This is a genomic window from Nonomuraea turcica (assembly GCF_030718205.1).
Taxonomy (GTDB): Bacteria; Actinomycetota; Actinomycetes; order Streptosporangiales; family Streptosporangiaceae; genus Nonomuraea.
This window is the reverse complement of sequence record NZ_JAUZQF010000001.1, coordinates 620,985-633,439: the sequence shown is the minus strand read 5'-3', so window position 1 is coordinate 633,439 and position 12,455 is coordinate 620,985. Positions and strand designations below refer to the sequence as shown.

The following is a 12,455-nucleotide window of genomic DNA, read 5'->3' as shown; positions in this document are numbered from 1 at the left end:
GAGACGATCGCGGCGCGCAGGTCGACATCCCCTCAAGCGGCGTCGAGGGCTTCGGTGATCTTGCGGGCCATGTCGGCCAGGGTGGGACTGGGCCGGCCCTGGTAGGTGCTTGCGGCTGCTTCTATGGCGACGATCACGGTGTTGCGGAAGTTGGCGGCCTCTACCGGACCCTGCTTCTTGAGCAGGGTCATGGCGGCCGTCAGGGCCGGCAGCACGTGGTCGGCGAGTGCGGCTACGGTCTTGCCATTCAGGTCCTTGCCCTTGGGCGCCTTGGCGAGCACGTGCCCGACCAGACCGGTTGCGGAAGTCAGGGCGATGGAGCCGTGGGTGGCGACCTTGTGGGCCGAGCCGGCAGCGCCGGCGGCGGACATCAGCGACACGGCGCCCCACGCGGCGATCCGCAGGGTGATCTTGTCCTGCTCGGTAAGGGTGATGGACATGATGGTGTGCTCCTTTAGAGAGGCCGCAATCGCTGAACTGTTCATGCCTCAACGATCGCCGACCGCTCTGATACCAGGCCGTTGCCGCCCTGACACGGCCGCTGACGCCACACCGCCTCAGCGGCCAGAGCTTTACAGTGGTGGCTGCTCCGCACCTGGTGTGGCTTGGGCGTCGTCTTTCTCCACCCGCACATAACCCGCGGAGTGAACGGCCACACCCAAGATCGTGCCAACCAGGATCGCGATCCCGGCGAGCGTCATGATGTGCCAGAAGCCGGCGACCACCCCGACGTACCCGAGCCCGAGCGCAGCCTGCTGCGCCACCAGCACGACAACGGAACTCGTCATGCGTCGACGATAGGTTTCATGCCGGTTCAACACGATAAGAGCAGACAAGAGCGGGATGGCCAAGGAGAAAGCGATCACGCATATCTTGGCGGACAGATCCAGGGAAGCGGCTCCCTCGGTCAGGAACGGCTGCATGAAGACGACTCCGATGGCTATCAAGCCGCCGTACATGAGGTTGTTCTGCCGGAGGGTCTCCTCCTGCTGTCCTTCCGACCGTTTCTTCCACCAGTCCGCTTGTGCGGCGGTTTGCCGCCTCCACCACGCTTCGTTCGCGATGTTCTCGTCCATGGCGACCATTGTGCAGATGGTGCGAGCTGCCGCGAGCGGAAGATAGCGCGATCGAGGTCGACATCGACGCCGAACTCGCCTAACTCGGCCCGATCGGCTACCGGCCGCTGTGGGTCCGCGACACGCTGTTCTGATCCGCGCCCCGCCCCGAACACGGTACTGATCACGGGCGGCCCCCCGTCGTGACGCCGTGCAGTCGCTCCGGCGGTATCTGTGGGCAGGCCCCGGCCGGTCGCCAGGCCGATGGACCGGAGCACGGCGCGGTCAGTGGGAGTCTGGTCTGGGGATATGGATGCCCGCGGCGCGGAGCTTGGCCTCGACGAGCGCGACCCCCCGAGCCGTGGCCGATCCCTGCTCTTCGCCGTAGTGGGCGATCAGGTGGTACCGGGCCGCGGCGTCGGTGCGGGCTTGCAGGCCGGTCACGATCTTCAGGTGTGCGGGGTTGGCGAGGAAGTGGTCGGCAATGGCAGTGGCGAGTTCGGCCAGGCGTGGGTCGTCCGGCTCCCATGCCGTGGCTTCGGTGGCGCGCTTGCTCAACGCGACGAAGCGGGGGTCGTCGAGGGCGTGCTCGACATGGGTGAGGAAGTCGTCGAAGCCCTCCGGGACCAGGGCCCTGGCCAGCACCCAGCCCTCCCTGGTGGCCGCCACCTCGTCCGCGGGGAATCCGAGGCCGGACATCCGCTCCAGCAGCGCCACAGCGCGGTCGGGCAGCAGAGCCCGGTCTCCGTCGGCGAGCCGGTGCAGCATGTCACGGCGCGCGATCAGCTCCTCGATCCGTTCGGTGAGCTGCCGCTCGACGTCGGCGAGCGCGGCGGCGAACAGCTCGGCGTCGGCGTCGAGCAGGGGCCCGACTTCGGCCAGCGGTACCCCGGCGGCGGCCAGCGTCCGGACCTGCACCAGCCGCAACAGCTCGGCCGATCCGTACCTGCGGTAGCCGGAGCTGTCGCGTTCCGGCTCCTTCACCAGGCCGAGCTTGTGGTAGTGGCGCACCGTCTTCACTGTGACGCCGACGAAGGCCGCCGCCTGCCCGATCGTGACTCCGTTCCTCATCTGCTCAGCCTGCCTTGTGCTCGAGCTCGGCGGCTACGCACATCGCAGCCGAGCATATGGACGGGCCACGCCGAGCCCGCTGAGCTCGGCGTGGCCCCGCTTCGCGTTCTACCTGATGCACAGCCGGAAGGGGTCGCCTCTCGAGGCGTACGGGTCACAGGTGTTCAGTCCGCCGGCTGAGCCGGATCGGCCTGCTCGCCGCAGAACACCTCGTTGACCAGCCTTTGCCGGGCGTTCTGGACCACTGTCGCCATGGACATGTCGGCGTCGTCCACCCAGTTCAGTACGGCGGTCAGGGTCTTGCCGCCGTCGGGCGTGCTGTACATCAGCGTCATGGAGCCGACGTTGCCGCCGTTGTGGGTGATGACGGTGCCGCCGCAGTCCGTTTTCTGGACGAACACCCCCAGCCCGTAGTCCATGTTCGGGATGCCCGTGGCGTGCGGGGTGCACATCTCGGCCAGCAGTGCGGCCGGCAGGAGCTTGCCGCCTACCAGCGCGGAGATGAACGTGTGCAGGTCCTGGCTGGTCGAGATCATGTCACCGCCGGTGGAGACCCAGGAGGGGTTGTAGCGGGTGATGTCGATCGTCTTCTGCCGGCCGGCTTCCTCGTAGCGGTAGTAGATGTGGGCGTGCGGCTCAGGAATCTCCGGCGAGGCGTCCGGCACCACGGTGCCCGACAGCCCGAGCGGCCCCAGGATCAGCCGCTGCATCTCCTCGGCCAGCGAGCGGCCGGTGACCTTCTCGATCAGCAGCCGGGCCAGCACGTAGTTGGTGTTGGAATAGCTCCAGCCCGTCCCCGGCTCGAACCGGGCCGGCTTGGACAGCGCCAGACGTACCAGCTCCTCGGGCCGGTAGGTGTGGAACCGGTTGTCCACCCACTCCTTGCCCGTGGTGCTGTAGGGCACGGGGATCCCGTGCACGATCGACCCGTCGTCGTATACCTCGCCGGTGAAGTTGAACAGCCCGCTGGTGTGCTGCAACAGCATCCGCACCGTGATCCGCCGGTCCAGCCCGAACGCGGGCAGGTAGTCGGCCGCCGGGGTGTCCAGCTCGATCTTGCCCTCGGCCACCAGTTGCAGCACCAGGGTCGCGGTGAAGGTCTTGGTGTTGCTGCCGATCCGGGCATGCCCGTTGACCGGCGGCTTCGCGGTCCCGCCCAGCTCGGCCACCCCGGCGCTGCCGGCCCACTCGCCCCGCTCATCGTGCACGCGCAGCGACACTCCGAGGAAACCGGACTCGACGATCTCCTCGATCGCCTTCTGTAGCTCCGGGCGATCCTGCCCGGCCGCAGCTGCCGGCACGGCCCCGCTGTCCGCAGCGGCCACCCTGGCGTCGTCGAGGGCTTCGGTGATCTTGCGGGCCATCTCGGCCGTGGCGGGGCTCGGCCGGCCCTGGTTCATCTGGGCGGTCTCGACAGCGACGAGGACGGTGCTGCGGAAGTTGTCGGCCTCGGCCGGATCCTGCTGCTTCAGGAGGTTCATGGCCGCGGTCAGGGCTGGCAGCACGCGGTCGGCGATCTCGGCCACGGACTTGCCGGTCAGGTCCTTGCCCTCTGGGTAGTCGGCGAGCACATGCCCGATCAGGCCAGTGGCCGAGCCCAGCGCGATGCTGCCGCTGGTGGCGATCTTGTGAGGCTTGCCAGCGGCACCGGCGGCGGCCATCAGCGACACGGCGCCGTACGCGGCAATCCGCAGGGTGCTCTTGTCCTGATCGGAAAGGTTGATCGTCATGGTGGTTTGCCCTTCGAAGTTGTTATGTTCGGGTCGGCGTCGCGCCGCTGCGCCGAGCCTCCACCCTGACCCAAGGTCAACCTCAACCGTGATCTAGCTCACAGCTGCATTGAGGTTTGAGACAGCTTCGGGAGCAGGACGCCGTCCCCCGCCGGGCGACTGCGGTTGGCGTCGCCGTCGCCGCCCTGGGCGATCAGCAGCATCGGCCCGCTCCCGCGTACGTGGTAGTGCAGGGTCTTGAGCTTGCCGGTGATGTCGATGGTCATGGTTGCTCTGTCAGGCTCTTTCATGGGGTGATGTCGGCCGGATCAGGCGTTCTGCAGGACGTGCCTGAGCTGGGTGGCGTAGGCGCGTGGATGAGTGGTGTTGCCGTTGTGGCCGCCGGGGAACGCGGTGACCTCGCTGCCGAGCAGGGTGGCCAGCGCTGTGGCGCATTTGTGGTCGAAGACGGTGGGCGGGGTGGTTGCGCCGGCGATCGGGACGATGCGGGTCGGCGTGTTCTTCAGGGCGGCCACGTCAAGGGGGTCGTTGATGATGGCGGTGAAGTCCTTCTCGATGAAGAACTCGAAGTTGCGCATCCGCTGAGGGGTCATCGGCTGCGGGGTGAGGCCGGGTTCGGCGTCGGGGTTGGCGGGGTCGATGCCGAGCACTCGGGCGATCGCGGTGAAGGTCGCGGTCAGCCCGTCGAGGCGGTGGAAGCCGATGGAGGTGCCGAGGCTGCACCCCAGCATGAGGGCGGGTTCGTCGGTGAGCTCGGCCAGCAGCCGGTGCACGTCGTCGGCGTGCTCGATCAGCGTCACTCCGCGGGTGGGGTCGTCGATGGTGCTGCGGGACAGGCGCGTCGGTCGTAGGTGACGACGGTGTAGGCGTTGACGAGCTGGTCGACGAGGTCGGTGCTGCGGTCGGCGTCGCCCTCGCCACTCAGGGAGATCAGCAGCATCGGGCCGGTGCCGCGATCAACCAGCCCACCAGCGTCCGCACAGTCCTGATCGTGGTCAGTGACGTGCGCCTCCATCCCGGCTCGGCGGTCGGCGAGATCGCCGAGCGCACCGGACTACCGCAGAGCGCCGTATCGGCCGCGGTGACGCGCCTCCGTCAGGCCGAAGCCGTCGTCACCGAACCCGACACCCGCGACCGCCGCCGACTCCTCATCCGTCCCGCACCCGAGACCTCCGACCGGGTCGAACAGGTGCGCGCGAGTTCCATCGACCTCGCCCTGGCCAAAGCTCTGGACACCACCGACGCCCAGCAGATCGCCACAGTCACCGCCCTGCTGGAGGAACTCGCCCAGCATCTGACACCTCAAGCGATCACCCGTCTGCGCAGTTGAGGGAACCCCGTCTGGTTGTGACGTGCAAGTTCCTGCACGATCTCCGGCAACCTCTTGCCCTGCCGGGCCCGGCACGCGCGCGCCTATGGACCGGCCACGCCCAGGCCGGCACGCGCGCGCCTGTGGACCGGCCACGCCGCGACCGGCTCGACCCGTCAGCCCGCGGTCTGCCCGTCGCAGAACACCTCCTTGACGAGCCTGCCCAGCAGCTTCTCGAATCCCGCTGCCGGGCCCCTTGTGGCCTCGTCCACCCAGGTCACCGAGCCCGTCACAGTCGTCCTGCCGTCGGGCGAGCTGTACATCAGCGCCCCATAGCCGTGCGGGGGGCTGCCGTTGTGCTGGTAGACGGTGCCGCAGTTCGGGCCCAGGTCCTGCACGAACAGCCCGAGGCCGTAGCCCATCTTCGGGTGTGGCTTGCGCATCTCGGCCAGCAGGTTGGCCGGCAGGAGCTTGCCGCCATTGAGTGCGGAGATGAACGTGTGGAGATCCTGGGTGGTCGAGATCAGGTCACCGGCGCCGGCCAGCAGGGAGAGGTTCTGGCGGCTGATGTCGACCACCTTCTGCTGGCCGGCGGCGTCCCTGTAGCGGTAATAGCCGTGCGCGTGCGGCCCAGGGAGCTGCGTCCGGTTGCCCGCCGCCATGGTGCCCTTCAGCCCGAGCGGCCGCAGGATCCGCCGCTGCATCTCCTCGGCGTAGGAGCGGCCGGAGACCTTCTCGATCAGCAGCAAAGCCAGCGTGTAGTTGGTGTTGGCGTAGTTCTGGCCCGTGCCCGGCTCGAACCGCGGCGGCTTGGACAACGCCAGCCGGATCAGCTCTTCTGGCTGGTAGCTGCGGAACCGGTTGTTCAGCCACTCGTCGCCGGTGGCGGGGATTCCCGGCACGACCGTCCCGTTGTCGTAGTATTCGCCGGTGTAGTTGAACAAGCCGCTGGTGTGCTGCAGCAGCATCCGCACCGTGATCCGCCGGTCCAGCCCGAACTCGGGCAGATAGCCGGCCACCGGGGTATCCAGCCCGATCTTGCCCTCGGCCACCAGCTGTAACACCAAAGTCGCGGTGAAGGTCTTGCTGACGCTGCCCGCCCAGAACCGCCCGTTGGTCGGCGGCTTGACGCTCTGGCCCAGCTTGCGCACCCCGGCGCTGCCGACCCACTCGCCCTGCTCATCGTGCACGCGCACCTGCACCCCGGCGAAACCGGCATCGACGAACGCCTGCATGGCCTCCCGCAGCTCCGGACGATCCTGCCCGTCAGCGGCCTTCAGCACAGCCGCGTTGCTGTCGGCAGCGGCCTTCAGCACGGCCACCCTGCTGTCGGCGGCGGCCACCGCGGGGGTGGCCGTCCCGGCCAGCAGCGCGGCCGCCAGCGCCGTGACCGCCGCTCGCCGGAAGACCTTGCCGCGGATGACCGGGCGCTGGTGCACGCCGTAGATACGCAGCCCCGTCGCCGTGATCACTGGTGGGGATTGGGTTTTCATTGTTCCTCGTCTCTAGTGGCGCTCAGGCGAATGGCTCGCCGAGCAATTCGTGGTCAACAGGGATGGGGTCCCTCAAGCAGCGTCGAGGGCTTCGGTGATCTTGCGGATCATGTCGGCCATAGTGGGACTGGGCTCGCCCTGGTGGGTCCGGGCGGCTGCTTCGATGGCGACGAGGACGGTGTTGCGGAAGTTGTCGGCCTCTGCCGGATCCTGCTTCTTGAGCAGGCTCATGGCTGCAGTCAGGGCCGGCAGCACGTGGTCGGCCAGTTCGGCCACCGACTTGCCGTACAGGTTGATGTCCTTGGTCTTGGCGGCGAGCACGTGCCCGACCAGGCCGGTCGCCGAAGCCAGGGCGATGGAGCCGGCGGTGGCGATCTTGTGGGGCGAGCCGGCGGCTCCGGCGGCGGACAGCAGCGTGACGGCGCCGTAGGCGGCGGTGCGCAGGGTGGTCTTGTCCTGGTCGGTCAGGGTGACGGACATGGTGGTGTGCTCCTTCAAATCTGTTACGAACCGTTGATGACATCCACCATCGCCGACCGCTCTGATACCGGGCCGTTGCCGTCCTGACGCGGCCGCTGACACGGCAACGTGTGGTCGGCGGTGCTGCCGGTGACAGTGAACGGCACGACCAGGTCGGCAAGTCCGGAGTCAGCCCGTGATCGGGGGAACCAGCGGAGCTACTGGTACGGCCGGTATGGCCGTTACACCGACTCCTCACGAGCTCCGGGCCTGTGGGTCCTTGGACGGCCTTCATGGTGAAGCGCGAGGTGACACCCTTGAGGAAGGCCTCGCAGGCGGTCAGGTCAGAGCCGTCCTGGGATCAGAGCGACCAGCCGCCCGTCCGTTGCCCCTTCAACAGGGTGACCGGCGACGGGAGGGGGTTGGCCGCGGCGGGGGTCAGCCCCTCGAACATGAGCGCCAGGTAGCGGCGCCAGCCGTCGGTGCTGGGGTCCATGGTCCACAGCGTGCTGGTCAGCATGGCCATGATCCTGGGCAGGTCGTCGGGGACGAGGTCGGCGCGGAGCAGGCCGGCGTCCTGTGCGCGTTGGGCGAGCAGGATCAGAGACTCGTAGAACGGGGTGTAGACCTCTGCGGTCAGGGTGCCGGCGTTGCGTGCGGCGGCCAGGGTGTTCAGCTCGCGTGCCGCCAATCCCATCGCGGCTTCGATCAGGCTGAGGAGCCCGTGCAGCGGGTCATCGTCGGCGAGTGCGCGTTCGGCGGCAGGTGCGAGGTCCTCCGTGATGCTCTGGTCGAGGGCGGCCCGGACCAGGTCCGCCTTGTTGGGGAAATGGTTGTACAGCGTCCTGATGCGCACGTCGGCGCGGCGGGCGATCTCCTCGAGCTGCACATCCGGGCCGAGGTCGGCGAAGGCCGCCCGTGCGGTGCGCAGAATGCGCTCGGCGTTGCGCGCCGCGTCAGCGCGCAAGCGGCGCTCAGGGTCGGTGACCATCGCAACAGCGTATCAATCTGCAGTCGAGTGCAACTTATGCTAGCTTCGCCTCAGGGGAATTTGCAGTCACATGCAAGATCTTGTCGTGCGAGGAGATCCGATGAAGCTCAGCGTCGAAACCGACAAGTGCGTTGCCGCGGGGCAGTGTGTGCTGCTCGCGCCGGAGGTCTTCGACCAGCGCGACGAGGACGGCGTCGTGGTCCTCCTCGACGAGACACCCGCACCGGAACACCACGACGCCGTCCGCGAAGCGGCCATGGTCTGCCCCGCTTCGGCCATCCACCTGGCCGAGTCATGAACCGGATGGTGATCGTCGGTGCGGCGCGCTCGCCGCAGGCCAGTCCCCCAAAGTTCTGTGCACCTGGCGCACCCTCATCGCCACCGGCTCGCCGTGGGGCACCGTACTCACCGCCGCCCAACCCTCCAGGAGGATTCCATGACCACCTCTGACACCGAACTCCCGGCCTTCCCGGGCGACCGGGACCCTCGCTGCCCCTTCGACCCCGCCCCCGAGTACACGCAGTGGCGTACGACCGGCGGTTTGCGGCAGGTGAACTGGCAAGGCCACACGGTCTGGGCGGTGAGCCGGTACGAGGACATCAAGGTGGCGATGACCGACCCGCGGATCAGCGCGGAGGTCGCCGCACAGCAGGGCAGCGCGGCACACCACGGCGACACCATGCCCAAGATCTTTCCCCGCATGGACGACCCCGAGCACGCCGTGCTGCGGCGGATGCTGACCAAGGACTTCACGGTCAAGCGGGTCAACGCGCTGCGGCCCGAGATCGAGAAGATGGCGAACGCGTTCATCGACACGATGGTCGCCGGCGGCGGCACCGCGGACCTGGTCCAGGCCTACGCGCTGCCCGTCCCGTCCCTGGTGATCTCCCTGCTGCTCGGCGTGCCGTACTCCGACCACGCCTTCTTCCAGGAGATCACCGGTGTCCTGATGAGCCGTACCGCCACCGAGGAGGAGAAGCAGCAGGCCAACGGGAAGATCTTCGGCTACCTGTACGAGCTCGTGGCCCGCAAGGAAGCCGAGCCGGACGATGCCCTGATCAGCCGCCTCATCCAGGAGTATCTCCCGACCGGGCAGCTGACCCGCGAGACCATCGCGATGAACAGCTTCATCCTGCTCAGTGCCGGCCACGAGACCACCGCCAACATGATCGGCCTCGGCACCCTGGCCCTGCTGGAGAACCCGGACACCTTGGCCCGCCTCCGCGACACCGACGACCCCAGGGTGGTCTCAGGCGCGGTCGAGGAGCTGTTGCGGTACCTGACGATCGTGCACAGCCTCGTCGCCCGGGTGGCCACAGAGGACACCGAGATCGGCGGCACCCTCGTCCGCGCCGGCGAAGGGCTGATCATGAATCTGCCCGCCGCCAACCGCGACCCGGCCTTCCTCGACAACCCCGACACCCTCGACATCGACCGCAACACGCGCGCGCACATGGCCTTCGGCTACGGCGTCCACCAGTGCCTCGGACAGACACTCGCCCGCGCCGAACTGGAGATCGCGCTGCCCACGCTGCTGCGCCGTCTGCCGAACCTGCGGCTCGCCGTGCCACTGGAGCAGATCCGGTTCCGCAACGACATGAGCATCTACGGCGTCCACGAACTGCCGGTCACCTGGGAGTAGCCAGGACAACGCATCCCGGCGCGCAAGCCCCGCCACCGACCTTTGCGCGGGCAGCGGGGCTCGGTCCGCCGGTGTGCCGGGGGTCAACCGACCGTATAGCGGAGGGGGTCGGCCGGGTCGGCGATGAAGTGCAGGCCCTTGGTGGCCAGGCGCTTCTCCAGCTCGTCGAGGCTTTGAGGGGCGGTGTCGGGCAGGTGGTAGTACTCCTCAAGGATGGCGCGGGCGGTGTCGTTATCACTGACCGCGCAGTCCCAGATCACCGTCTCGCCCTCGACGGTGACGTCGAAGGCGAAGAACGCGCAGCAGGCCTTCTCCCGCGTGGCCAGATCCCGCACCCACGCCACCACGCCAGGCTCGGCGCGCAGGCGGAAGCGGATGCCCTGGCTGGTCTTCTCGCGGCTCACGAGATGCCGGCCGAACAGGTGCCGGTATTCGTCCAGGCGCTGCTGGGCGGTGTCGAGGGCAGTGGTCATGTCGCACACGATGGGCGTGGAAGCGGGTGGGATGTCCACGGCGGAGCCTCCTTCTCGGCGGGTTTCAGGCGCTCTTGCTGCGCCATCACTCAAACCATAGAGTCTGGACTTAAGTCCAGAGTCAAGAGGTGAGGTGCCGTGAAAATCGGACAGGTCGCGCAGGAGGCCGGGGTCAGCGTGGACACGGTCCGCTTCTACGAGCGGCGTGGCATCCTCCCCGCCGCCGAGCGCCGACCCTCGGGATATCGCATCTTCACCGCCGCCGCGGTGGAACGCATCCAGATGGCCAAGACCCTGCAGGAACTGGGCTTCACCTTGGACGAGGTCGTCGACGCCCTGACCGCCCACGACCAGGGCGGCGCCACCTGCGACAGCGAGCGCTGGCGGCTGGAGGCAGTGGTGGACCGGATCGACACCAAGATCGCCGAACTGACCAGAGCCCGCCACGCCGCCCTGGAAAGCCTTCAGGACTGCCAGGCCGGCCGGTGCCGACTCATGTACGGTCGCACTCGTTAATGAGCGCTGCATGGCGGCCGATCGCTACGATCCGAGCTCCATCTCCCGCTCGACTGATCGGCGCCTCGAGGCTCAAAGCCGAGGGCCTGAGGCCATCACGGAGTGCGGAACCCGCGAAAGGTCACGTGTTTCCGAGCCTCGAAGCCGAGCCGCTCGTAGAGGGCGATCGCGCCGGTGTTCGCCTCAGCGACGTGCAGGAAGGGACGTTCGCTCCGAGCCGCGATGCGCGCGGCGAGCACACTGACCAGGCGGGCGGCATGGCCTCTCCCACGTGCCTCGGGAGCGGTGCAGACAGCGCTGATCTCGGTCCATCCCGGAGGCCGGAGCCGTTCGCCGGCCATTGCCACCAATGTGCCGTTGTCGCGTACGCCGAGATAGGTGCCGAGTTCGTGAGTGCGGGACCAGAACGGTCCTGGTTGGGTCCGCGCAGCGAGCTCGAGCATCTCAGGCACGTCGTCGACGCCCAGTTCGACCACCCCCGTCTCTGGCTCGGCATCAACGTGACCGGGGTGGCCGCCGGCGGGACCGATCATTTGAAGGCCGTCGAGGGTGAAGATCGGCTCCCAGTCCGCAGGCGGGGTCGCCGGGCAGCTGAACAGATCGGCGAGCTTGCCGTGACCGAGCAAACGAGCGAGATCGGCCCACTCTGCCGCGTCTGGGTCGGCGGATACCGTGGAGAAGGTTGCGACTTCCGGGAGGTAACCGGCCGCCTGGCCGAGCCGGCGGGCCAGATGTGTGTGGTGGCCGCGGAGCGACTCACCGACCGGGTCGTCGAGTGAGACGGCGTCGCGGTTGACCATTGTGCTGGGCCTCTCGTGTCGTGCGCGCGTGGGAGTCGGCGATTGCCGACACCGCCTTCTATCGGCAGGAGCTGGGGTTCGGGGGTCAGTTCACGTCGGTGGCGAGGTCGAGTGCCGGCGTAATGGCGGTGAAAGCCTCATCGACCAGTTCGTCCATGTCCGCGGTGCCGTCGCCGTCTGCCCAGCGACGCAGCGCGGCGTTGAACGCGGTGAGTGCGACACCGGCGGCCAGCGTCGGCCGCAGGTCGGTGTCCGGGGCGAGGCCGGTGCGTTCGGCCAGGATCGTCGTCATCTCGGCCTGCCAGTGCGACTGCCGTTCCAGGAACCGGGCCAGCAGGGCCGGAGTGCCGAGGATCAGCCTGGTCACGTGCAGTGTCTTGTCCGGATGGTCGACCATCATGGCGGTGAACACCGACAGCGCGTGACGCAATGCCGCCGCGGGTGACTCGTCGGCGGGCCGGGCGCGCAGTTGCGCGCACAGTTGCGCGCCGGCTCCCGCGAGCATGTGGACGATGACGTCTTCCTTGGACTCGAAGTAGCGGGAGAACGTGCGGCGCGACATCCCCACGGCGGCCACTATCTGGTCGACCGTCGTCTCGTCGAATCCCTGATAGGCCAGCAACTTGACGGCGGCTTCGGTCAGCTCATCGCGCACGAGCCGGCGTTTGCGCTCGGCCATGTTGGCCGGGGCGGCCACGTTCATATCCACCACCGAATGCTATCTCGTGCTATTTCTGTCCTACGAGGAACATGTTGACACATTGTGCCAACAATGGCAGCCTGGGCAACATGGCAGCGTGCAAGTGGACTGCGGCGCGCACGTCGTGCCGGGGGGCGCGACGAGGCCAAGGGGCGCAGGGCCGTCGCGACGATCAGCGATGGTGTCCAGCGTGTCCTCTGCAACGGCCATGCCGGC

17 protein-coding genes are annotated in these 12,455 nt (G+C 68.0%); 4 read left to right on the top strand and 13 right to left on the bottom strand.

Annotation, left to right across the window (positions count from 1 at the left end):
• Positions 1-32: 32 nt before the first annotated feature.
• The 7 genes from Q9G87_RS03140 to Q9G87_RS03110 all read right to left on the bottom strand — a co-directional run bounded on the left by Q9G87_RS03140 (position 33) and on the right by Q9G87_RS03110 (position 4,796).
• The gene (locus Q9G87_RS03140) at positions 33-440 is read right to left on the bottom strand and encodes a hypothetical protein (RefSeq protein WP_305914618.1); all 408 of its coding nucleotides are present in this window, start codon (positions 438-440) and stop codon (positions 33-35) included.
• A 132-nt stretch (positions 441-572) separates the two neighbouring features.
• On the bottom strand, positions 573-1,076 hold the full coding sequence (locus tag Q9G87_RS03135) for a hypothetical protein (protein WP_305914617.1): 504 nt from the start codon (positions 1,074-1,076) through the stop codon (positions 573-575).
• A gap of 264 nt (positions 1,077-1,340) precedes the next feature.
• On the bottom strand, positions 1,341-2,126 hold the full coding sequence (locus Q9G87_RS03130; RefSeq protein ID WP_305914616.1) for a MerR family transcriptional regulator: 786 nt from the start codon (positions 2,124-2,126) through the stop codon (positions 1,341-1,343).
• 164 nt (positions 2,127-2,290) lie between these two features.
• Complete coding sequence (locus Q9G87_RS03125) at positions 2,291-3,856, bottom strand: serine hydrolase domain-containing protein (protein WP_305914615.1); 1,566 nt, start codon at positions 3,854-3,856, stop codon at positions 2,291-2,293.
• A 98-nt stretch (positions 3,857-3,954) separates the two neighbouring features.
• Entirely contained in the window at positions 3,955-4,122 is a 168-nt protein-coding gene (locus Q9G87_RS03120; protein WP_305914614.1) for a hypothetical protein, read from the bottom strand.
• A gap of 42 nt (positions 4,123-4,164) precedes the next feature.
• Positions 4,165-4,656, bottom strand: coding sequence for an alpha/beta fold hydrolase (locus Q9G87_RS03115; protein ID WP_305914613.1), 492 nt, complete (start codon positions 4,654-4,656; stop codon positions 4,165-4,167).
• Complete coding sequence (locus tag Q9G87_RS03110; RefSeq protein WP_305914612.1) at positions 4,653-4,796, bottom strand: hypothetical protein; 144 nt, start codon at positions 4,794-4,796, stop codon at positions 4,653-4,655. The genes Q9G87_RS03115 and Q9G87_RS03110 overlap by 4 nt, the downstream gene beginning before the upstream one ends.
• 51 nt (positions 4,797-4,847) lie before the next feature.
• Here Q9G87_RS03110 and Q9G87_RS03105 point away from each other — a divergent pair, with 51 nt between their 5' ends.
• Positions 4,848-5,186 carry a MarR family winged helix-turn-helix transcriptional regulator gene (locus Q9G87_RS03105; RefSeq protein ID WP_305914611.1) on the top strand — a complete coding sequence of 113 codons (339 nt, stop codon included), beginning with the start codon at positions 4,848-4,850 and terminating at the stop codon, positions 5,184-5,186.
• A 155-nt stretch (positions 5,187-5,341) separates the two neighbouring features.
• Here the strand turns inward: Q9G87_RS03105 and Q9G87_RS03100 are convergent, their stop codons facing one another.
• From Q9G87_RS03100 to Q9G87_RS03090, 3 genes are all read right to left on the bottom strand, one after another.
• Positions 5,342-6,658 carry a serine hydrolase domain-containing protein gene (locus Q9G87_RS03100; protein ID WP_305914610.1) on the bottom strand — a complete coding sequence of 439 codons (1,317 nt, stop codon included), beginning with the start codon at positions 6,656-6,658 and terminating at the stop codon, positions 5,342-5,344.
• Positions 6,659-6,730: 72 nt separating this feature from the next.
• Positions 6,731-7,138: a hypothetical protein gene (locus Q9G87_RS03095; RefSeq protein WP_305914609.1), complete on the bottom strand. Its 408-nt coding sequence runs from the start codon at positions 7,136-7,138 to the stop codon at positions 6,731-6,733.
• Between the two features lie 340 nt (positions 7,139-7,478).
• Entirely contained in the window at positions 7,479-8,108 is a 630-nt protein-coding gene (locus Q9G87_RS03090; RefSeq protein WP_305914608.1) for a TetR/AcrR family transcriptional regulator, read from the bottom strand.
• 100 nt (positions 8,109-8,208) lie between these two features.
• Between Q9G87_RS03090 and Q9G87_RS03085 the strand changes: the two genes are divergently transcribed.
• Complete coding sequence (locus Q9G87_RS03085; RefSeq protein WP_305914607.1) at positions 8,209-8,406, top strand: ferredoxin; 198 nt, start codon at positions 8,209-8,211, stop codon at positions 8,404-8,406.
• Positions 8,407-8,544: 138 nt separating this feature from the next.
• Positions 8,545-9,750: a cytochrome P450 gene (locus Q9G87_RS03080; RefSeq protein ID WP_305914606.1), complete on the top strand. Its 1,206-nt coding sequence runs from the start codon at positions 8,545-8,547 to the stop codon at positions 9,748-9,750.
• A gap of 83 nt (positions 9,751-9,833) precedes the next feature.
• On the opposite strand, the gene Q9G87_RS03075 is transcribed toward Q9G87_RS03080, so the two are convergent.
• Positions 9,834-10,262, bottom strand: coding sequence for a hypothetical protein (locus Q9G87_RS03075; RefSeq protein ID WP_305914605.1), 429 nt, complete (start codon positions 10,260-10,262; stop codon positions 9,834-9,836).
• A gap of 99 nt (positions 10,263-10,361) precedes the next feature.
• Here Q9G87_RS03075 and Q9G87_RS03070 point away from each other — a divergent pair, with 99 nt between their 5' ends.
• Complete coding sequence (locus Q9G87_RS03070) at positions 10,362-10,739, top strand: MerR family transcriptional regulator (protein WP_305914604.1); 378 nt, start codon at positions 10,362-10,364, stop codon at positions 10,737-10,739.
• A 95-nt stretch (positions 10,740-10,834) separates the two neighbouring features.
• Here Q9G87_RS03070 and Q9G87_RS03065 read toward each other — a convergent pair whose 3' ends face one another.
• Together Q9G87_RS03065 and Q9G87_RS03060 are read right to left on the bottom strand one after the other, a co-directional pair.
• Positions 10,835-11,539 (bottom strand): GNAT family N-acetyltransferase, encoded by a 705-nt coding sequence (locus Q9G87_RS03065; RefSeq protein ID WP_305914603.1) that lies wholly within the window; start codon positions 11,537-11,539, stop codon positions 10,835-10,837.
• A gap of 85 nt (positions 11,540-11,624) precedes the next feature.
• The gene (locus Q9G87_RS03060; protein WP_305915122.1) at positions 11,625-12,242 is read right to left on the bottom strand and encodes an acyl-CoA-like ligand-binding transcription factor; all 618 of its coding nucleotides are present in this window, start codon (positions 12,240-12,242) and stop codon (positions 11,625-11,627) included.
• Positions 12,243-12,455 lie beyond the last annotated feature (213 nt).

Bases quoted from the DNA above. Each gene is read 5' to 3' on its own strand.
- Q9G87_RS03140 (WP_305914618.1), bottom strand. From the start codon at position 440: ATGTCCATCACCCTTACCGAGCAGGACAAGATCACCCTGCGGATCGCC.
- Q9G87_RS03085 (WP_305914607.1), top strand. From the start codon at position 8,209: ATGAAGCTCAGCGTCGAAACCGACAAGTGCGTTGCCGCGGGGCAGTGT.
- Q9G87_RS03120 (WP_305914614.1), bottom strand. From the start codon at position 4,122: ATGACCATCGACATCACCGGCAAGCTCAAGACCCTGCACTACCACGTA.
- Q9G87_RS03065 (WP_305914603.1), bottom strand. From the start codon at position 11,539: ATGGTCAACCGCGACGCCGTCTCACTCGACGACCCGGTCGGTGAGTCG.
- Q9G87_RS03060 (WP_305915122.1), bottom strand. From the start codon at position 12,242: ATGAACGTGGCCGCCCCGGCCAACATGGCCGAGCGCAAACGCCGGCTC.
- Q9G87_RS03080 (WP_305914606.1), top strand. From the start codon at position 8,545: ATGACCACCTCTGACACCGAACTCCCGGCCTTCCCGGGCGACCGGGAC.
- Q9G87_RS03130 (WP_305914616.1), bottom strand. From the start codon at position 2,126: ATGAGGAACGGAGTCACGATCGGGCAGGCGGCGGCCTTCGTCGGCGTC.
- Q9G87_RS03125 (WP_305914615.1), bottom strand. From the start codon at position 3,856: ATGACGATCAACCTTTCCGATCAGGACAAGAGCACCCTGCGGATTGCC.
- Q9G87_RS03090 (WP_305914608.1), bottom strand. From the start codon at position 8,108: ATGGTCACCGACCCTGAGCGCCGCTTGCGCGCTGACGCGGCGCGCAAC.
- Q9G87_RS03095 (WP_305914609.1), bottom strand. From the start codon at position 7,138: ATGTCCGTCACCCTGACCGACCAGGACAAGACCACCCTGCGCACCGCC.
- Q9G87_RS03110 (WP_305914612.1), bottom strand. From the start codon at position 4,796: ATGCTGCTGATCTCCCTGAGTGGCGAGGGCGACGCCGACCGCAGCACC.
- Q9G87_RS03135 (WP_305914617.1), bottom strand. From the start codon at position 1,076: ATGGACGAGAACATCGCGAACGAAGCGTGGTGGAGGCGGCAAACCGCC.
- Q9G87_RS03100 (WP_305914610.1), bottom strand. From the start codon at position 6,658: ATGAAAACCCAATCCCCACCAGTGATCACGGCGACGGGGCTGCGTATC.